The organism is Sinanaerobacter chloroacetimidivorans (assembly GCF_018128545.1).
Lineage (GTDB): Bacteria > Bacillota > Clostridia > Peptostreptococcales > Anaerovoracaceae > Sinanaerobacter > Sinanaerobacter chloroacetimidivorans.
Window position 1 is genome coordinate 171,670 of sequence record NZ_JAGSND010000007.1, and the last position, 20,801, is coordinate 192,470.

Genomic DNA, 20,801 nt, shown 5'->3' on the forward strand with positions numbered 1-20,801 from the left:
TTACAGGATGCAGGGATTTTCAGAAAGATCCAGGAAAAAAGGAGGAGGCTCGTTCAGAAGCCCGATTTGCTAATATTAACAGGAAGGGAGTAATGGAATGAATTATAAAGTTCTTGCGATCAATCCGGGTTCTACTTCAACAAAAGTAGCCCTGTATGAAAATGAAAACAGGATTTTTTCCGAATGCATCGAGCATACCGCCGAAGAACTCAACAGCTTAGATATCTTGGATCAGATGGGTTTCCGAACGATGGCCGTCTATTCTATTTTGTCAAAACATAAGGTAGAGCTTTCGGAATTGTCGGCGGTGGCAGGCCGGGGAGGCCTTCTGCCCAACATGCTCGGGGGCGGGTATCTTGTAACGGAAACCATGATCGATGCGATTTATAATGAGGAAGCTTCTCCGCATGCTTCCAATTTAGGTGCGCTGCTGGCTTCGGAAATCGCGATGCCTCTTGGTATAAACGCCTATATTTATGACGCGGTTACGGCGGATGAATTTCCGGAAATCGCAGCCACGACAGGGATGCCGGATGTGCGGAGGCACAGCATGTGCCATGTGCTGAATATGAAAGCTACGGCACGTAAAGCAGCGGCAAAGCATGGCAGGCAATACGAAGACCTGCGTCTGATTGTGGCTCATCTGGGGGGAGGGATATCCATCGCAATTCATGAAGACGGTAAGATCATTGATGCGATCGGGGACGATGCAGGTCCCTTCGCTCCGGAGCGTTCGGGAAGCGTACCGCTTTTCTATGTCATCGACATGTGTTATTCCGGTAAATACAACAAGAAGGAAATGGCCCGAAAGGTCCGGGGACAGGGCGGTTTAAAGGCGTATTTCGGAACCTCCGACTGCAAAGAAATCGAGAAGATGATCGTGGAAGGCAATGAACGGGCAAGGCTGGTGTATGAAGCCATGGCATATCAAATTGCCAAGGGGATCGGAGAAATGGCCCCTGTCTTAAGAGGCGAGATCGATTATATTATCCTGACGGGGGGACTGGCTTATTCCAAGATGCTGACCAATATGATCGCAGAACGGGTCAATTTCATTGCCCCTATCGAAATCTTACCGGGAGAAGACGAAATGGAAGCCCTGGCATTCGGAGCTCTCCGAATCCTGAGAGGCGAAGAGACGGCAAGGGAATACCAGCCAATCAGAAAGGAGAGGAAGAAAAGATGATATCAAAAAAAATGAAGGAATCTATAGAGAACAGTTCTATGATCCGAGCCATGTTTGAAGACGGAAAAAAGATGAAGGAATTGTACGGTGCGGAAAACGTATATGATTTCAGCCTCGGAAATCCGAATACTCCGCCGCCGCGGGAGATAAACCAGATCATCCTTGATATTTTACAGAACGAAAAGCCGACCTTTATCCACGGATATATGAACAATGCCGGATATGAGGATGTGCGCAGCGCCATTGCGGAATCTATCAACAAGAAATTTAACACCAACTTCGCAGTGCAAAATATCCTGATGACAACAGGCGCAGCAGGAGGGCTCAATGTGATTTTGAAAACATTGATGGACCCGGAGGATGAGGTCGTAGTCTTTGCGCCTTTTTTCAGTGAATATCGTGCTTACGCAGAGAATTACGGCGGAAGGCTTGTCGTTGTGCCGCCTGATACGGCGGACTTTCAGCCGAATCTGGAGAAGTTTAAAGAGAAACTCACAAACAGGACGAAAGCGGTGATCGTTAATTCTCCCAATAATCCTACCGGAGTCGTCTATTCGGAAGAAACCGTCACAAAACTGGCGGAGATATTAAGAGAAGCACAGAAAGAATTTCATACCGATATTTATCTCATTGCGGATGAGCCTTACCGGGAGCTTGTATACGACGGTGTTTTTGTACCATATATACCGCAGTATTATGAAAATACCATCGTTGCTTATTCTTACAGCAAGTCTCTGTCTCTGCCCGGGGAGCGGATCGGCTATCTTGTCATTCCCGATGAAGTTGCCGACTTTGAAGCTGTGGTCAGCGGCGCCGGTACGGCAAACCGGATTCTGGGTTTTGTAAATGCGCCTTCCCTGATGCAGCGGGTTGTTGCAAAATGTTTGGATATGGAAGCGGATACAGACGGCTATAACAAGAACAGAGAAGCGCTCTATCAGGGCTTGATTGAGGCGGGATATGAATGCGTCAAACCGCAGGGAGCGTTCTATCTCTTTGTAAAATCTCCCATAGAAAGCGACAAGGAGTTTTGCCAGATGGCAAAGCAGCATCAGCTCATCCTGGTACCGGGATCTGCTTTCGGATGCCCCGGTTATGTAAGGATCGCTTATTGCGTCTCTTACGATGCCATTATGGCAGCTTTACCCAAGTTCAAAGAGCTGCTGCTTGAGGTAAGATAAGACTCCGCTCAACAGGACTTTTACGTTCGCTGAACCCAAAGTTATGTACGGGGCATCTCTATTGTTCCTTTATACAAAAAATCAGAAAACCGTTCCAAATTTGAACGGTTTTTGATTTTTTTAGAATATAAATGGGATAGAGTTGAACTGCTTTGCTTCTATTCGATCTTTTGATATAATCTAGGTATCTTTGCAGAAGGGATAAGGCTGCGGTAAAACGGAGGCTGATAACGGCTCTTCAGGAACGATGGAGGAAGTGCCGAACTTATTCGTGTTGTATTGAAGGATGGACAAAAAATTAGGAGATCAAAAGTGAGGTGTTTCAAAATGAAAAAGCGCATTGCTGCTATGTTCATGGCAGTGCTTATAGTATTGTCCTTTCAGGCGGGAGTCTGCCTGAAAGACGGCGGGGTTTATGCAGAAGAAAAGAAGGAAATCAACATTATCATCGATGGGACAAAGCTGGCTTTCTCTCAGGATGACGGGATGGGAATCCCCTTTATCGACAGCGCGGGCAAGGCACAGGTACCGGTAAAAAAGGCTCTCGAGAAAATCGGAGCGACAGTATTATTTGAAACGGATGCGGGCTCAGGCGAAAGAAACATTATTATATCAAAAGACGGGAGCGTCATCAGGCTTACCGCCGGGGATCCGATCATGAGAGTGAATACGGACACATTCTACCTGCTTGATGCTCCTCCCCTAATCATGGGAGGCAGAACATATATGCCGATACGAGCGGTGTTTGAAGTACTGGGGTATACTGTTTCCTGGGATAGGGCGTCCAAGACTGTTAGTATCCAAAAAAATCAGGATATGCCTTTGTCGCCTGCGATTACGCCTGTAGGCCAGTTTGAGATTCCTCAGTATCAGTGCAAGGAAGAAGATGAACCTGGGGTGATCGTAAACCACGGCTATATCTATTATCTGGGAGAGAATAACGACATCATGCAGACCACCTTTTCCGATCTGACGAAATCGAAAAAGGTTTATCACTGCCCAGGGTGGGTCATCCATCTTTTTAACGATGAAAATGGGGTGCCAAGGCTTTACTATCATACGGAGGGCGCATCCCTGGGAACCCCTCATCAATTTGCTTTAAACGCAGACGGAAGCATGACTGAGCTGAACGGCCGCAGAGAATACCCGGCAGAGATTTATTCCACGGGAGGAAAGACCTTTGCATTCACAGAACTGAAATTCGGACCGGATCGTCTGGAAATGAAAAATGAAGAAGGCGCCTATGTCAAACTGGGCGGGAGCGAAAACAGGTATGAGTACAGAACCGAAATGAATGGATTCAACGGCAGACGGGGCGTATATCTCATCGGAGATGATCTTTATCTTCTGGCGGAGCCCTTTGCCGGGGATGCGGGAAAAGCCGTGTACAGGGTAAATATAAAGACGGACGAGGCTGTGCGCATAACAGGTGAGGCATATGGAGTTCAAATCGAGGGAAATTACCTGTATTACAATACGGGAAAGGAAATTCGGAAAAGAAACCTCGAAGACGGCACGGAAATTTCCATGTATAACTTTAACGGCTCGGCAACTAATTTTGCTTCTGATTTTGCGGTGCTAAACGGTAATCTGTATATCGCAGACAGAAACGGGTTTTTCATTAAGGCGGGCGGTGAAGTGAACGCATCTCCTCTTGAGGACGGAAACCATATTATCACTTGCTCTGATATGGCGCTGAGAGGTGACAAGGGGGAACAATACCTTATATGCGATATCGGAAAGAGTCCTATGAAAGATGACGGTATCGGAAGCCTATGGATGTGGGTCTATGACAAAGACGGCAAGCTGATTATGGAGAGGGAAGGCGACATCAGGCTTAATTCTGTTTCTATTGAAGGGGACAACATCTGTTATTATAATAAGACCACGAATCAAATCAATGTTGAAAAGATTAAGTGAAGAACATGAACATGGCGAAGCCCGACCTGATATTTGGGGATGACCACCAATTGATATCTATTTTACAGAGAAGGCTGAAATAAACCTAATGTAAATGGAAATATGTTATAGTGGATGTAACTTAAAAAGCTTGTAGAATATGTATCAGAACGGAATAAGACGGAGGATGTACCTTGAAGAAGATAAGCTCTAGAATCATATTCACTGTGATAGCATGCTCGCTGATTACGTCACTTCTGGTTGGCTGGGTAAGCCTGACGCTCAGTAAAAAGCTATTGGAAAGCGAGGCTACGGAACGGGTGCAGGGGTTGGCGGACAAATACGCCAATGAAACAAGCGCGATTTTTGAAAATATCCAGGGTCTTGTTACCGCTTTGAGCGTAACCATAAATAATTCCTTTGATCTAGATGAATTCAGCAAGAATCCGGAGGAATATCACGAATGGTATAAGGATTATCTGGACCCGATCATTGCCGACATGACGCAAAGAACCAAGAGAATATCCGGAGCCTATTTTACGTTCGATCCGTCGCTGACGAAAGGCGCCGATGAAATATGGTATTACTGGGATGAGGACGGAACGGTAAAATCTTTGGACGCAACCGCAGACGGACATTTTCTGGATGCATTTGAAGGCACGGTTGAAGAAAATATGCTGTATTATTTTCAGCCGATTCAGAACGGAAAACCTGGATGGACGGAACCCGTGGAAGACCCTGATTTGAATACAAATATTATATCTTACTCGGAAGCGGTATATGTAGATGGTCAATTGATCGGTGTTGCAGGCTGCGACTTGGAAACGGCAAATACGATCGATTTAATAGAAGAGATGAAGGTGTACGATACCGGATATGCTTTTCTGCTGAACGATCAGTATAAGTTTATGATCCATCAACGCTATACGAAAAATGAAAACCTTTCTGAAGTAGAAGGCGGGATATTCGAGCCGGCCGTCAAGGCCATGAAGGAGAATAAAAGCGGTGTCGTTAAGTATGAAGATAAAAACGGAGACTATCATATCGTCGGTTACAGCAGAATGACCAATGGCTGGACGATCGCCGTAATGCCTCCCACTGATGAGGTTTTTAAGCCTGCAAGAGAGTTGACTGTATTAATGGTGGTTTTGACGCTCCTGAGTGTCATGCTGACTTTTATTATTTCTTATATTTTTTCAAATAAATTCTCAAGTCCGATCAGAAAAGTGGCGGATGAATTGAAGTCGATCGGATTGGAAGACTTCACTAAGACGTTGCCCAAGGAGCTTCTGGAAAGAGAGGACGAGTTCGGTGATGTCGCGAAATACGCTGAAAATATAAAGGGCCTGATCGAAAAGAAAACTGAGGAAAACAGGGAAAAGGACGTACTGCTGGTAGAGCAGTCCCGCCTGGCAAAGATGGGCGAAATGGTGGGAAGTATCGCTCATCAATGGAAACAGCCGCTTAACAATATCAATTTGATTTTAGCGAATATCAATCAGGCATATCATTATAATGAACTGACACAGGAGTATATTGACGATTCCCTTGCAAAGGTCCGGGCATTGATTGTAAATATGTCTGCAACCATGGAGAATTTTTTGAGTTTCAGCAAGCCAAATAAAAATATTTCATGGTTTTCAGCAAAGGAATCACTGGAACTGGCTGTTGACTTATCGGAAGAGAGTATAAAGTCAAAACAAATCGATATTCATTTTAAAATGATCGATGATTTTTACATATACGGGTTCAGCAATGAATTCTCCAATGCAATCTTCAATATTCTGAATAACGCCATCGATGCAGCAGCCGAAGAAACCGAAAAAAGACTGATCGATATCGAACTATTCAAAAATGAACAACCGGGAACCGGAATAATAGAAATTACCAATTATGGAAAACGATTGGACCAGGAAACTCTGAACAACATGTTCAAACCATTCTACACCACGAAGAAAACAGGAACCGGAATCGGCCTGAGCATCGCGAAAAGTATTATCGAACAGAATCTATCAGGACAGATATCGGTCTATAATATAGAAAGCGGAGTTTGCTGTAAAATATCGCTGAATGATATCGGAGGAACGGATCGCAATGAACGAAGTGAGTAATAGTTTAAATTTCATGCAGATTTTGTATGTTGAGGACGATGCCGGAACGTTGCAGGAAATGACAAACCTTCTGAAAAGGCATGCCGGAAAATTCTTTACCGCACGCGACGGAACGGAAGGTTTGGAAAAATATTATGCCCATCATCCCGATATCATCATTGTGGATCTTCTCATGCCTAAAATGGGAGGACTTGAAATGATTAAAAAACTGCGGGAGGCAAAGGAGCAATGCCATGTTATCATTACGACTGCGCTGAGCGATGTGGATATGATTTTAAAGGCAGTCGATCTTGGAATTGATAAATATATCATCAAGCCAATTAATATTGATACACTTCTGGATGAACTGAATAAAGCGGCCTTGAAGAAAGTAAAAGAGAAAAACCTGAGTGCTGTTATTGAAGGTGACAATAAGAGAAAAATTGAAAATGAAATCAAGAAAACGATGACCAAGTTCTTGAAAGATAATACCGGAAAAGGCCCGAAGGATGTCAGCATTTTCATTACAGGGAATATCGTCGATATTACAGCGATAGATACCTTGACCCTGATGGAGAGAAAGATGATTGAGAACGGCAGGAACTATGCTATAATTGAAAACAATAGAAAATACTTCTATTTGATTAAAGACAAAGAAATATGTGAATTGCTTTATGATACCATTGGGAAACGGGCTGAAATTCAACAAATCGTGGTGAATGCAGAGCGTGGGATGGATAAAATTAAAGTAATTCTGGAATAGAATATGTAACATTGGAAGTTTAAAAAGAAAACAACCGTTCGCTTTTATTAGGACCAATGCAAAAGTATATGCTTTTGTATTGGTTTTTTTTATGTTTTATTTACTGTTCGTGCTGTTCTGATAAGCAATTATCGGATCAATAAAAAGAAAGGAAGGATTTATTATGGCTAAAAAAATTATCGCTCTATTGTTCATTTCAGTACTGGTAATTTCAAGTGCGGGGTTTGTGTTCGCCGACACGGAATATGTTGTAAAAAACGGAGATGTTCTATGGAAGATCGCCGAGAAGTACAATACGACATATCAAAATCTGGCCGAATATAACAAGATTGCAGATCCCAATTTGATTTACCCGAATCAGACCATCCGCATTCCGGACGGTAAAACGAGCCCAGATACAGGTTCTCAGACGCCCGCTGCCCCGCCTGCACCTGCTGCTTCGGAGGCAACTGCTTTTGAAAAATTTGTCGGCGATATCGACGTCAATTATGCTGCCGGCGTAGCAACGAAAATAGCTTCCTGCGGCTCCAACCCGGATCTAGGATTCAGACAGGCCGGTTCAACAGGTGAATATGCGGCTGCGGATTACCTGTACAATGAATTCAAGAGCATCGGATTGACAAATGTCAGAAAAGAAGCTGTAAAAGTAGATACCTGGGAGTATAAAAAAGGAGAGATTTATTATACCGACGGCAAAGGCACAGAACAAAAAATCCTCCTTGGAGGCTACCAGACAACCCTGGTTGCAGATAACGAAGCGGTCGACGTAATCTATGCGGGAACCGGCAGGACTGAAGATTATCAGGGATTGGACCCAAAAGGAAAGTTGGTCATCATCGAAGTGGACCAGTATAATGACTACTGGATTTCAAAACCTGCCTACGAGGCTCATCTGCGAGGTGCGAAAGCCGTACTGGCAGTACCGGTAGGAGGTTACGGACAACATTCCGATGACACGCTGTCATCACAGGATATCTGCGGCCCGGCAGACGCGCCTGTATTCGCCATTTCCGTTAAAGATGCAAATGCTTTGAAGGATTTAATCAGCAAATCTTCTGCAGGCTCCGTCAAAGTAAGACTATCTGCCGATTCACAGGTAAAAAGAGACGGGACATCCTATAATGTTGTCGGAGAGATCCCGGGAAAGAACCCGGATGAGATCATTTTCCTGATCGGACATTATGACGGATACTATCATGCATGGCATGATAACGCTTCCGGTATTGCCCTTGCTGCGAGCATTGCAAAATCAGTAATCACTACCGGTTATCAGCCGGATAAAACGATCGTGGTCATAGGCCATGGCGCGGAAGAATGGGGATTGACAGACAGCCATTATGACTGGGCAATCGGCTCATTTAAACAGATCATGGTAAATCATCCTGAATGGCAGACTAAGGGTTTTGCCGTGATCAATCTTGAAAGCGGCGTTGCAAGAAATGACGACGACGAATACCTGATCAAGTCAACCCATGAAATACAGAATGCTGTCAGAGAAAGCGCTATTGGCTATACCGGTCCTGCGCCTGCTAACGGGAAGATCGAAGTGAAATCGCCCACCTCGACATGGGCGGAGGATTTCTCTTATTCATTGACTGGTATCCCGACAATGGTCTATCAGCGGCATAACAGAAACTTTTCCGAAAAGTCATATCATACGAATTACGACGTGAAGGCCGATGCGTGGAGTCCGGAAAATTACGCTTACTCACATAAGATCTTTGGAAAAATCCTCTTCGATTTTGATCAGATGGCAGTGAAGCCTCTGGACTACACAACAAGATTCAAGGCATTGAAAGAGACAATCGATCCTGATTTTTATCCGAATGTGGAGGCTATGAACGCATTATTGGATCAGGCGATTGCCGCCGGAGGAAAGCTGAACCAGAAGATCGATTCGATCAATACCCGGTATTCGGCAGCAGTCACTGCCGGAGATGCAGCGAAAATTGAAAGTATCAGAGCTGAAGCAAAGGTCTTTAATCTGAAACTGGCGGCAATGAATAAAGAGACCTTCCTTGACTTTACAAGCCTTAACTGGGGCGATAACATCATTTTCCCGACAGAAGCTCCTATCGGAAATCTGGCAGTTTTAGCAGATGCGGTCAAAGCGCTGGAAAGCGGTGATGCCGAGACAGCCTTAGACGAATATTTATGGCAGATTGATGATAATTGGACTGCATATGGAATGAGCAAGGAGACTTATCAATATTTTATTGATCAAGTGATGAACCAGCCTACTGACAGATTGGCATGGGGTGCGAACATGATAAAGAACGGCAATTTGGACTTGTATGATGTCATTCAATCGTTAACAGCAAAGAGGGATGCAGGTACCAAGGACTTTACCGACGATATCGCAGTATTGAAAGCCGGCATGGAAGACCAGAAGGCGAAACTTGACAAGCTTGCAGGTAAGGAATACAGTGACCTGCAGCAATTTATAACGTCTGTCAATTCAATCTTATAATGAAAGGCAAAGCATAATTTCGCTAAAATAAACGAAGTTGACAAGAGTCATACTTATATGGTCTAACGAAAAAGGCGGGGGTCACCCGCCTTTTTTGTCCCTAACCCGCATCAACAGATAAAGTTTTCCTTTCGTTTTATGATATACTGATATACCTTATATCTAAGCAGATGTATAATAAATTAGAAACAAGCTATAGGAGATTAATAATTAATAGGAGAAAATGGAATGAGAGAAATGCGAAGAACTGACAGGAAAATTAATGAGGAAGAAGCATTAAAAATTTTGATGGAAGGTGAATATGGAATTCTTGCCACTGTAGATGATGATGGACAACCATACGGAGTACCATTAAGTTACGTAGTAATAGATAACAGTATCTATTATCATAGTACCAATGCAGGTGGTTATAAGCATGGCAATATCTTAAACAATAACAAAGTTAGCTTTACTGTTGTTGGGAATACCCAAGTTCTGCCGGACAAATTCGGAACGTTATTTGAAAGTGCTATTGCATTTGGAGAGGCTGATATTGTAAATGATGAAGAAGAGAGAATGTTGGCTTTCAGAGAGTTTCTCAAGAAATATTCTGAAGGGTTTCTGACCGAAGGTGAAAAGTATATACAAAGTGCCGGACCAAAAGCAATGATTGTAAAAATATCGATTGATCGTCTGACAGGCAAACGTAAAACAAACTTAAACATACATAAATAAATCACATAATTCAACAATGGAGAAGGCTTGGAACACGTAATGGAACTATCCAGTGAGGTGAATCACCATGAACGGAACAGGAAATTATAAAGAGATCATCAAACGGTCGCATGAGCGGTCAATTCAATACGGCGTCGAAAAAGACAGACCGGGTCCCAAGCGGATATTGAAAGGAAACGAACTGGCGGATGTTCTGGAAGAAAATGAAGCGTTGATTCAGATTGCCAAACCTTTTATGGAAATCCTGTATGATATGCTGAGGGGGTCCGGCTTTTCTATCTATCTTACGGATCGATTCGGAGTGGTGCTGACGATTATCGGGGATGATGACATTCTTGAGGCCCAAACGAAAGTGGGAATTGTTGTAGGTTCTGATATGAGTGAAAAGAGCTCCGGGACAAATTCCATGGGTGCCGCGCTGCATGAGGATTGCTCTATCCAAACCTCGGGAGAGGATCATTTTATCACAGCCTTTTATATCTGGACCTGTTCGGCAGCGATCATTCACAATGAAAACGGATCAATCCTCGGATGCCTGAACCTGACCGGACGGCGTCAATCTGCCCATCCCCATACTCTTGGCCTGGTCGTAGCAGCAGTAAAGTCAATCGAGCATCAACTGACAGCTGAGAAAACGGAAACAAAATTACGGGAGGCATACGAATACCTGAACACAGTGCTGGATTCCATGAACTCCGGATTTTTTGCGGCTGATACCAATGGCGTCATCAAGGCTGTAAACAATAGCCTGTGCAGTATGCTGGAAATAGAAAAAGAAGGGATTCTTCATAAGAAAGCCAACCAGATACTGGAAAACTGGGAGTCGATTCTGGAACAACTCCGGGAGAAGAATACTTTTGAAAACAGGGAAATCATCTACTTTGGAAATCAGAAGAAAAACCGGTTCGATTTAAGTGTTTTTCCAATTAAGAATGAAAATGATAAGATGACCGGGGCCGTGGCAATTTTTAAAGACATACAAAAGGTTTACAATATGGTCAACAAGTATACGGGAATGTCTGCTGCTTATACGTTTGATGATATCATCGGAGAAAGTAAGAGCGTTATGAAGCTGAAGGCACAAGCAAAGAGCATTTCCGACAGCCCTTCCACCGTTTTGATCCAAGGGGAAAGCGGCACGGGGAAAGAGCTGATTGCCCAATCTATTCATAATAACAGCAGCAGGAGAAACGGCAGTTTCGTAGCAATCAACTGCGGGGCAATCCCGAAAAGCCTGATTGAAAGTGAACTCTTCGGATACGAAGAAGGGGCATTCACTGGAGCAAAAAGAGGAGGTCATCCGGGGAAGTTTGAATTGGCCAACGGGGGAACGCTATTTTTGGATGAAATAGGCGAAATGCCGCTGGATATGCAAGTGAGCCTTTTGCGGGTATTGCAGGAAGGCTGTGTAAACAGACTGGGCGGAAATAAATGCACCATCACGGATGTGAGAATTATTGCGGCCACAAATAAGGACCTCAAAAAAGAAATCGAACGCGGCACTTTCCGTGAAGATCTCTACTATCGGTTAAGTGTGATCCCAATTTACGTACCGCCCCTTCGGGAAAGAGAAGGTGACGTGGAGCTGTTGATAAAGCACTTTTTGAAAGTCAAAGCGGTGAAGCTTGGAAAACCAATACCGAAGGTACAGCCGGACATTTACGAAAAGCTGATTCGGTATCGCTGGCCGGGGAACATTAGAGAAATGGAAAACTGCATCGAGAACATTGTGAATATGGACGGAAACACCTCCTTTGGATTTGAAGCTTGGGAAACGGAACGACCGGCGGAACCGGCAGCGGAGAGACTTTCTTATGATATGTGTTCTTTAGAGGAGTGGGAGAAAAAGGCAATCCTGGCGTGCGTTGAGAAATGTAATGGAAATATAACAAGGGCAGCACAGGTATTGGGAGTAAACAGAAGCACACTTCATGCAAAAATCAATAAATACAAGCAGGAAAAAAGCGTTTAAATAATTTTTGATGCAGATCGGCGGAAGTGTTAATATATTGCCAATGGAATGAGATCTTCGACTGAACGAAAAAACAACAGTGTTGGAAAATGCAACTGAAATTTTATAAAAAGTGTTGTTATTTACAACACTTTTTGTGTTTTTGTCTTGGATAAAAAATAAAGTTCCGAAAATCAACGTTTTTATGAGGAACGCGACTTGGCATAACAATTGCAAATCATATAATGCATATTGAATAAAATAAATTTTTAACAATGTAAAGAAAGAGGGTTTATTATGTTAAGATTTACATTACCGCGAGATATGTATTATGGAAAAGGTTCCTTGGAACAACTGAAAAATTTAAAGGGCAAAAAGGCCATCCTGGTTCTTGGCGGCGGCTCCATGAAAAAGTTCGGTTTTGTGGACCGTGCGGTTGCATACTTGAAGGAAGCCGGAATTGAAACCATATTGTTTGAAAATGTTGAGCCGGACCCATCGGTGGAAACCGTTATGAAGGGCGCTGAAATGATGAGAGAATTCGAACCGGACTGGATCATTTCCATGGGCGGAGGTTCTCCCATTGACGCAGCAAAAGCAATGTGGGTATTTTATGAGTATCCGGAAACTTCTTTTGAAGATATTATTCAGCCATTCTCCTTCCCAACATTAAGACAGAAAGCACAGTTCATTGCCATTCCGTCCACATCAGGTACGGCAACAGAAGTAACAGCATTTTCCGTTATCACAGACTATGCAAAAGGTGTCAAATATCCGCTGGCTGACTATAATATCACTCCTGACATTGCAATTGTTGACCCGGATCTTGCTGAAACAATGCCTCCTACGTTGACAGCCCATACCGGGATGGACGCACTGACTCATGCAGTGGAAGCATACGTGTCCACCTTAAATTCCCCTTTTACTGATCCGCTGGCAATCAAGGCGATTCAGATGGTATTTGATTATCTTCCGGCTTCATTCAATGGTGATATGGCTGCAAGAGAACAAATGCACTATGCACAGTGCATGGCAGGTCAGGCATTTACCAATGCTTTACTGGGTATTGTCCACTCCATGGCGCATAAGACCGGTGCAGCATTCTCGACCGGACACATTCCTCACGGATGCGCAAATGCAATCTACCTGCCATATGTCATCAAGTTCAATGCGAAAAATGCGGAAGACAGATATGCTGATATTGCAAGAAGCGTAGGAATCACAGGAACAAATGCAGAATGCGTAAAACAGCTCTGCGAAAAAATTGATGCATACAATGGTTCTCTTGGAATTCCAAAGAGTCTGAAAGAATTTGGCATTTTGGAAGATGAATTCAAAGAAAAAATCGGAAAAATTGCTGAATTGGCGGTTGCTGATGCTTGCACAGGTTCAAATCCAAGATCGATTACTCCGGCAGAAATGGAAAAACTGTTTGCATGTACATACTATGGAACAGAAGTAGATTTCTAAGAATTAATTTTTATTGTGACCAACTGACAAAAAATAAGATGCCGTTCAAACGAATGGCATTTTTATATTTTTGGTGAAACCAATTGTTTTTTGGTTTATATAAGTATAAAATAATAAACATCCCATGTTTATAAACATAGGATTAATAAATAATTAAAGGAAAATTATAATGGATAATTTCGGATTTAAAAATATTGAATATAAAAATATTGCACAACAAATTGTAGATCAAATTTGTAAAGCAATTGCAGAAGGAAAATATAAACCTGGAGACCGAATACCTACAGAACAAGACTTGGCTAAAAGCTTAAATGTCGGAAGAAATTCCGTTAGAGAAGCGATTAAAATATTAGTAGCATTTGGTATTTTAGAAATTCGGCGCGCAGAAGGAACCTTTGTATGTAAAACTATTTCACAAAATATGATTAACCCATTGATTTATGGAATTATTTTAAGCAGCGGAAATTTAAATGAGGAGATGATTGAATTTCAAATTGCTATAGATAAGGCAATGTCAAGAATGTGTATTCAGAGATATACGGAACAAGATTTAGAAAAATTAACGCAAGCATACGAGAATTTAATGGAAACATTGGATAAAAAAGATTATGATCTTGATGAAATCTATGCAAAGGATAAAAATTTTCATGAAATCATTGCGGAATCTACTCATAATGAATTTATGAAAATGATGCATAAGTCAATATGGGAATTATTAGATAAAATTATCAAGCAGGAAATTCGTACAAGCTTATATCATCATGAGGGAAGGATGAGAGAAATGCACACCCAAATATATAAAGCTATTGTAAGTAAGGATGAAGAAGCGGTGACGAATGCTATAAAGAAAAATTACGATACGCAGGAATAGGAATAGAGCCCCATAGAAGTATTCGGAAAGGAGAGCCATATTATGTTTAGCGTTGCAGTGTGTGATGATGAAGTGATTTTTGCAGAACATATAGCAGCTATATGCAATAATATTCTTAAAGAACACTTTAAAAAGGAAGAAGCATTTTCGGTTCATTTGTTTTCAAATGGTCACGATTTGATTGCGAAACATGGAAATAGTATTTGGTACGATATTATTTTTTTGGATATTTTAATGGATCAAATTGATGGAATAACTGTGGCCGCTAATATCCGTAAGAAAGATAAAAATGTTAAAATTGTTTTTCTGACATCATCTATAGAATTTGCTTTAAAAGGATATGAAGTCCAAGCCTATCAATATTTGATGAAATCCTTTAATGAATCGAACGAGCGAAAGCAGCTTGAAATCATAATGGATCAAATTATATCTGAAAAGAATAAAGGAAAATGGTTTTTCTTCAAGGATGGGACAGGATTTAGAAGGATTTCAACAGATAACATTTTGTATTTTGAAATATCAGGAAGGAAAACAGCGATACATACAACGAACGGAAAAATTATATTAAATGAAAAATTAAGTGAAATATCAAAACAATTAGATAAAGAACAATTTATACAATGTCATCAAAGTTATATTGTTAATTTTAAATATGCGGTTGAAATTCAAAGATATAAATTGTTTTTAACAAATGAAGAAATGATTCCGCTGAGCAGAAAATATTGGGAAAGTGTAAAGACTGCTTTTTTAAAAAATGTTTCTACTAGATAGGAAGCTTACTACGATGAAAAAAAGGATTATAATTTCAAATGAAATTTTTTTAATAATAATCATTATTATTATTAGTTTATGCCTCATTGCCATGCTTGTAAAAGTAGTCGGTGTTGCGAAAGAAATAAGCTCATGGGAAAAAGATTTTCAGTGGGAAGAGAGTTTAGTAAAAGAAACAGAGAATGGAGAACGAGTTACCATTTATCAAATTCACATTTCAAAAAATCCGAAGGATCAGATCTTATACTGTCAGGGCAAGTTTCAATTCGCCTCAATCTGGGTTAACGGATCCTTTGTAGGTGATTACCCGGGAGACAGAAGCACTGGAGAAAACCTCGGACTTTGGGAAGCTATGATTCCCTTGCCCGAAGGTGATGTAACGATTCGTTTTGAGGTCATGTCACCCTATGCGATATATGAGGGGATGGGTTTAAAATCCTATTTGGTTTCACAACAAGAAATTAATAATTATCTATTATTTCAAAGCTTATATCGAGTGTCTTTTACCACTGCAGGAGTTTTAATCGGAATTTTTTTTATCATTATTTCAATTTCCGCAAGGATTTCTTATAGCTCCGATTTGTCGCTCATGTTTTTTGGAATATTTACAATTACGTATTTTCTTTTTATATTAGTCCATGAAGCAAATCCGGATCATTTATTATGTGCGCTTTTTACGCCAAAGACACTGGGGAACGTCAGCTTGTTTCTTTTTTACTTTATGTTAATACCTAATATTACAATGATTACCATTAAATCAATGCATTTTACAATAATAAACAGAATTATATTAGCAGCAGTCATTATTTTTGTAATTATAACAAGCGGGGCGCAGCTGATTGGTATAAAAATGTTACCAGAATTTCTTCCTTTGAGGCAAATTCTTGTACTTAGCTATAGTACCTTTTATTGTGTAAGCACTTTAATAGAATATAAAAGAGGAAATCGTTTTGCAATTTGGTTGTTCGTTTGGATCAGCAGCACAACAATCGCATACATTTTTGATGTTTTTGGTTTATTTAAGAAAGTAGGGCTGCCGGACATTCGTATCAGCTATATCGTTATATCTATTTTGACTATACTGGTTTTTGCAAACAGTGTAGCAGGGTATATTAAAAAGATTGTTTATGAGAAAACAGAAATACACAGAATTGCACTAAGAAATCAAATGGCCCTGGAACGCTATGAAAATGCAAAAACTTATATGGAACAACTGAAGCAAGTGAAACATGAAATAAAAAACCATCTCATAATGCTTAGAATTATATTAGATCAAGGAAACATAGAGAAGGCGAAGGATTATATTCGTGAGCTTGCTCAAGAAGAAGAATGTTATAAAACGATCTTGTATTCGGAAAATTATCTGGTGGATGGAATTATAGGCAGTGCAGCTATGAGGATGGACAAAAGTAACATTCGTTTTTATTATGATATAGTTTTGCCTTCAGAGATACATTTTTCGGAGAAAAAATTAAATAGTTTTCTGATGAATCTTCTGGACAACGCGATTGAATCCTGCTGCAGAATCGTTGAAGAAGAGAAACGGTTTATTCGGTTAACTATGAAAATAGTTGAACCCTATTTATATATCCATTGTTCGAACAGTAAAGGAAATAAAGTGATAAAAGATTCGGGTCAATATATAACTTCCAAATTAGATAAGAGTAATCATGGTTATGGATTGAAAATTATGAAACAAATCGCAGAGCAAAGCGGAGGTATGTTAGAGATTAAAGAAAAAGACGAAATATTTGAGTTGAATGCGATAATAAAATTAGCAGATAAGAAAAATTAACATTGCAAGCTTGGGGCAAAAAGGGAACATGAGCGAATAGAAATCATTGATTTCATAATTCGCTCTTTTTTTATCGAATCGGAAATATCGTTTCCTATTCGATAAAAAGAGGGAGTGCAGAGGGGCCCGCCCTCTGCCGTTAAGGAGGGTGCTCAGGCCGCTTTGCGGCCGCCGAAGGGAACCATAGGGTTCCCTAGCGGAAGTGGCTCAGCCACTTTTTTTATTTTGTGGGAAATATCACTGGAAGTGATATTGACGGAATATTAAAGAAAGCACCTTAATTTCCACTTTTTTTAATTTTTTGACAATTTTGCATTAATTATTGTTAACTTTGCAAATCGCCTTTTAAAAATTTAATCATTTGATATAATGCGATTAATAAAATTATGAAACGACGTTTCACAATGCGAAATACACTAAAAATGAAGGATAAGCAAAAACAGGAAAAATAATAGGAGGAAAAAATGGAATTTAAAAGCGATATCGAGATAGCACAGGAGGCAACACCCAAACTGATACAGGAGATATCAAATAAACTTTCTATTGAGGATGAATATTTAGAATGCTATGGAAAGTACAAGGGTAAGATTGATTACAATATTTTGGATCAATATCGGGATAAAGAAAACGGAAAACTGATTTTAGTGACAGCAATCAATCCAACTCCGGCTGGCGAAGGGAAAACAACGACGACTGTAGGTCTTGGTGATGCACTTAGCAAAATAGGAAAAAAGACGGTAATTGCGTTAAGAGAACCATCCTTAGGTCCGGTTTTTGGTGTAAAAGGCGGAGCTGCTGGCGGCGGTTATGCACAGGTCATCCCTATGGAAGATATCAACCTTCATTTTACAGGGGACATTCATGCGGTTACAACTGCAAACAATCTGATTGCTGCATTGCTCGATAATCATATCCAGCAGGGAAACAGCTTAGGAATTGATGTAAGAAGGATTATATGGAAACGATGTCTGGACATGAATGATAGACAGTTAAGATTTATGGTGAATGGTCTTGGCGGCAAAGCAAACGGAACACCAAGAGAAGACGGATTTGATATTTCCGTTGCTTCTGAAATTATGGCAGTGCTTTGTCTTTCCAACGATTTGGAAGATTTAAAGGAAAAGGTCTCCAAGATTATCCTGGCATACAATTTTGAAGGAAAACCAGTCACTGTTGGTGACATAAAAGCGCAAGGCGCAGTCGCCGCATTATTGAAGGATGCGTTAAAACCGAATCTTGTTCAAACGTTGGAACATACACCTGCTTTCATCCATGGCGGGCCTTTTGCCAATATTGCTCACGGCTGTAATAGTGTCATGGCTACAAAAATTGCACTGAAGTTGGGAGAGTATGTTGTAACGGAAGCTGGCTTCGGAGCTGACCTTGGTGCGGAAAAATTCCTTGATATAAAGTGCCGTCTAAGCGGTCTGAGGCCGGATGCAGTAGTAATTGTTGCAACAGCCAGAGCCTTGAAGCTGCACGGAGGTGTTTTGAAGGCCGATCTTAACAATGAAAATGTAGCTGCTTTGGAAAAAGGTATTGAGAATTTATTAAAGCATGTTGAAAACATTACCGGAGTATTCGGATTGCCTGCTGTTGTTGCAATCAACCGTTTCCCAACCGATACGGCAGCAGAATTACAATACATCGAGGAAAGATGTAAAGCTCTCGGCGTAAATGTTATATTGTCCGAAGTCTGGGCAAAGGGCGGAGAAGGCGGAATCGCACTGGCAAAGGAAGTAGTCAGAGTAATCGACAAGCAGGAAAGCGATTTTAAATTCTCCTATGATGAAAACCTTTCAATCAAAGAAAAAATCCATGCCATCGCTACAAGAATATATGGAGCAGATGGTGTTGACTATATAGGCAACTCCTTAAAGCAGATCGAAGAAATTGAAGCGTTAGGCTACGGTAATCTACCGATCTGTATGGCAAAAACCCAATATTCTCTCTCTGACGACATGAAAAAACTGGGCAGACCGTCCGGATTCAGAATTACAGTTAGAAATATCAAGCCATCTGTGGGTGCCGGCTTTATCGTAGCAATTACCGGAGACATCATGACCATGCCTGGATTGCCCAAAGTACCATCAGCAGAAATGATTGATGTAGATAAAACAGGCAAGATTTCCGGATTGTTTTAGGAGGAAATGATGCTGAATCAAAGTTGTTTGGAATTTATTGAAATGTTGGCATCAAAGTCACCAGTGCCAGGCGGAGGGGGTGCCTCCGCACTGGTGGGTTCTATCGGAATGGCACTGGGAAGCATGGTGGGAAATCTGACTACCGGTAAGAAGAAATATGCAGATGTAGAGGAAGACATTCAGGTGCTTCTGAAAAAGTCGGAAGCATTAATTCGGAAGTTTAATCAGTTGGTACAGGAGGATGCTGCAGTCTTTGAGCCTCTTTCTAAAGCTTACGGACTTCCAAGCGATACGGAAGCTGAACGACTGGAAAAGGAGAAAGTTTTACAATTGGCACTGGTAAAAGCCACCAAGGTTCCACTAGAGATTGCGGAATGCAGCTTGGCTGCAATTCATCTTATGGAGCAATATGCGAAAAAGGGAAGCAGGCTTGTTGTCAGCGATGCAGGAGTAGGAGCCATCTTCTGCAAAGCTGCATTACAGGGAGCAAAATTGAATATACTGATCAATTTGAAACTAATGAAAGATGAAGAATTAAAGAAAAAATTCAGTGACAGAATGGCAGTGATTGAAGACGAAGGATTAAAACTGGCAGATCAGATTTATGAATATGTGGAGGAACAACTATGTTGTTAAAAGGAAAGCCGGTTGCAGATAAAATTAGAAATGAAATTTTAGAAGCTGTAAATGAATGTAAAGCATCTGGTCAAAGCCTGCCCAAAATAGCAATTCTTCGCGTGGGAACAAGACAGGATGACATTGCTTATGAATCAAGAGTGCTGAAAAATTGCGCGGAACTTGGAATTGAAGCGGAAGTGAAAGAGGTTGAAAATAACATAAGTATGGCTGACTTCATGAACGTGCTGGATCAGCTGAACGAAGAACCGAAAATCCATGGAATCCTGATTTTCAGACCCTTGCCGGACCAGCTTGACGCGGAAGTCATCAGCCGCAGCATTAAACCGGAAAAGGATATCGATTGCATGAGCCCGGTCAATACGGAAAAGGTTTTTATCGGTGACAAGAGCGGTATCGCTCCGTGTACTCCCGAGGCTGTTATTGAAATTCTAAAATATTATAAATATGAACTAAGCGGAAAAAACATTGCAATTGTAAACCGAAGTATGGTGCTCGGAAAACCACTTGCGATGCTGTTCCTGAATGAAAATTCCACGGTCACCATGTGTCATTCAAAGACTAAGAATTTGCCTGAGGTAACTTCAATAGCAGACATTGTGGTCACCGGAGTTGGAAAAGCGAAATTTTTCGGTAAGGAGTTTTTTAGCGAAAATTCTGTAATCGTAGATGTAGGAATCAACCTTGACGATGACAATAAACTTTGCGGGGATGTGGATTTTGATGAAGTTTCAGAATGCGTTTCGTCCATTTCACCGGTTCCTGGCGGTGTGGGCACAGTAACCTCAATGATTTTACTAAGTCATGTAATCAAAGCGATGAAACTACAGCAAAACAAATAACAAATAATGGAGTAAAGG

General features: G+C 41.2%; 15 protein-coding genes. All 15 read left to right on the top strand.

The window, feature by feature from the left end; translation table 11 throughout:
- The first annotated feature begins 97 nt into the window (after window positions 1-97).
- The gene (buk, locus tag KCX82_RS12160; protein WP_227018738.1) at window positions 98-1,186 is read left to right on the top strand and encodes a butyrate kinase; all 1,089 of its coding nucleotides are present in this window, start codon (window positions 98-100) and stop codon (window positions 1,184-1,186) included.
- Window positions 1,183-2,367 (top strand): pyridoxal phosphate-dependent aminotransferase, encoded by a 1,185-nt coding sequence (locus tag KCX82_RS12165; protein ID WP_227018739.1) that lies wholly within the window; start codon window positions 1,183-1,185, stop codon window positions 2,365-2,367. The genes buk and KCX82_RS12165 overlap by 4 nt, the downstream gene beginning before the upstream one ends.
- A 327-nt stretch (window positions 2,368-2,694) precedes the next feature.
- Window positions 2,695-4,287, top strand: coding sequence for a copper amine oxidase N-terminal domain-containing protein (locus KCX82_RS12170; RefSeq protein ID WP_227018740.1), 1,593 nt, complete (start codon window positions 2,695-2,697; stop codon window positions 4,285-4,287).
- Window positions 4,288-4,460: 173 nt separating this feature from the next.
- Entirely contained in the window at window positions 4,461-6,377 is a 1,917-nt protein-coding gene (locus tag KCX82_RS12175) for a cache domain-containing protein (protein WP_227018741.1), read from the top strand.
- Entirely contained in the window at window positions 6,361-7,119 is a 759-nt protein-coding gene (locus KCX82_RS12180; RefSeq protein WP_227018742.1) for a response regulator, read from the top strand. The genes KCX82_RS12175 and KCX82_RS12180 overlap by 17 nt, the downstream gene beginning before the upstream one ends.
- A 163-nt stretch (window positions 7,120-7,282) precedes the next feature.
- Window positions 7,283-9,589 carry a M28 family peptidase gene (locus tag KCX82_RS12185; RefSeq protein WP_227018743.1) on the top strand — a complete coding sequence of 769 codons (2,307 nt, stop codon included), beginning with the start codon at window positions 7,283-7,285 and terminating at the stop codon, window positions 9,587-9,589.
- Between the two features lie 228 nt (window positions 9,590-9,817).
- Window positions 9,818-10,303, top strand: a complete 486-nt coding sequence (locus KCX82_RS12190; protein ID WP_227018744.1) for a pyridoxamine 5'-phosphate oxidase family protein — start codon at window positions 9,818-9,820, stop codon at window positions 10,301-10,303.
- A 67-nt stretch (window positions 10,304-10,370) separates the two neighbouring features.
- Window positions 10,371-12,275 carry a sigma-54-dependent Fis family transcriptional regulator gene (locus KCX82_RS12195; RefSeq protein ID WP_227018745.1) on the top strand — a complete coding sequence of 635 codons (1,905 nt, stop codon included), beginning with the start codon at window positions 10,371-10,373 and terminating at the stop codon, window positions 12,273-12,275.
- A gap of 276 nt (window positions 12,276-12,551) precedes the next feature.
- On the top strand, window positions 12,552-13,724 hold the full coding sequence (locus KCX82_RS12200; protein ID WP_227018746.1) for an iron-containing alcohol dehydrogenase: 1,173 nt from the start codon (window positions 12,552-12,554) through the stop codon (window positions 13,722-13,724).
- A gap of 169 nt (window positions 13,725-13,893) precedes the next feature.
- The gene (locus KCX82_RS12205; RefSeq protein ID WP_227018747.1) at window positions 13,894-14,595 is read left to right on the top strand and encodes a FadR/GntR family transcriptional regulator; all 702 of its coding nucleotides are present in this window, start codon (window positions 13,894-13,896) and stop codon (window positions 14,593-14,595) included.
- Window positions 14,596-14,637: 42 nt separating this feature from the next.
- Window positions 14,638-15,366 carry a LytR/AlgR family response regulator transcription factor gene (locus tag KCX82_RS12210; RefSeq protein WP_227018748.1) on the top strand — a complete coding sequence of 243 codons (729 nt, stop codon included), beginning with the start codon at window positions 14,638-14,640 and terminating at the stop codon, window positions 15,364-15,366.
- 13 nt (window positions 15,367-15,379) lie between these two features.
- Complete coding sequence (locus KCX82_RS12215) at window positions 15,380-17,161, top strand: sensor histidine kinase (RefSeq protein WP_227018749.1); 1,782 nt, start codon at window positions 15,380-15,382, stop codon at window positions 17,159-17,161.
- Between the two features lie 464 nt (window positions 17,162-17,625).
- Complete coding sequence (locus KCX82_RS12220) at window positions 17,626-19,305, top strand: formate--tetrahydrofolate ligase (protein ID WP_227018750.1); 1,680 nt, start codon at window positions 17,626-17,628, stop codon at window positions 19,303-19,305.
- Window positions 19,306-19,314: 9 nt separating this feature from the next.
- Window positions 19,315-19,941: a cyclodeaminase/cyclohydrolase family protein gene (locus tag KCX82_RS12225; RefSeq protein ID WP_227018751.1), complete on the top strand. Its 627-nt coding sequence runs from the start codon at window positions 19,315-19,317 to the stop codon at window positions 19,939-19,941.
- Window positions 19,932-20,783: a bifunctional 5,10-methylenetetrahydrofolate dehydrogenase/5,10-methenyltetrahydrofolate cyclohydrolase gene (locus KCX82_RS12230; protein ID WP_227018752.1), complete on the top strand. Its 852-nt coding sequence runs from the start codon at window positions 19,932-19,934 to the stop codon at window positions 20,781-20,783. The genes KCX82_RS12225 and KCX82_RS12230 overlap by 10 nt, the downstream gene beginning before the upstream one ends.
- Window positions 20,784-20,801 lie beyond the last annotated feature (18 nt).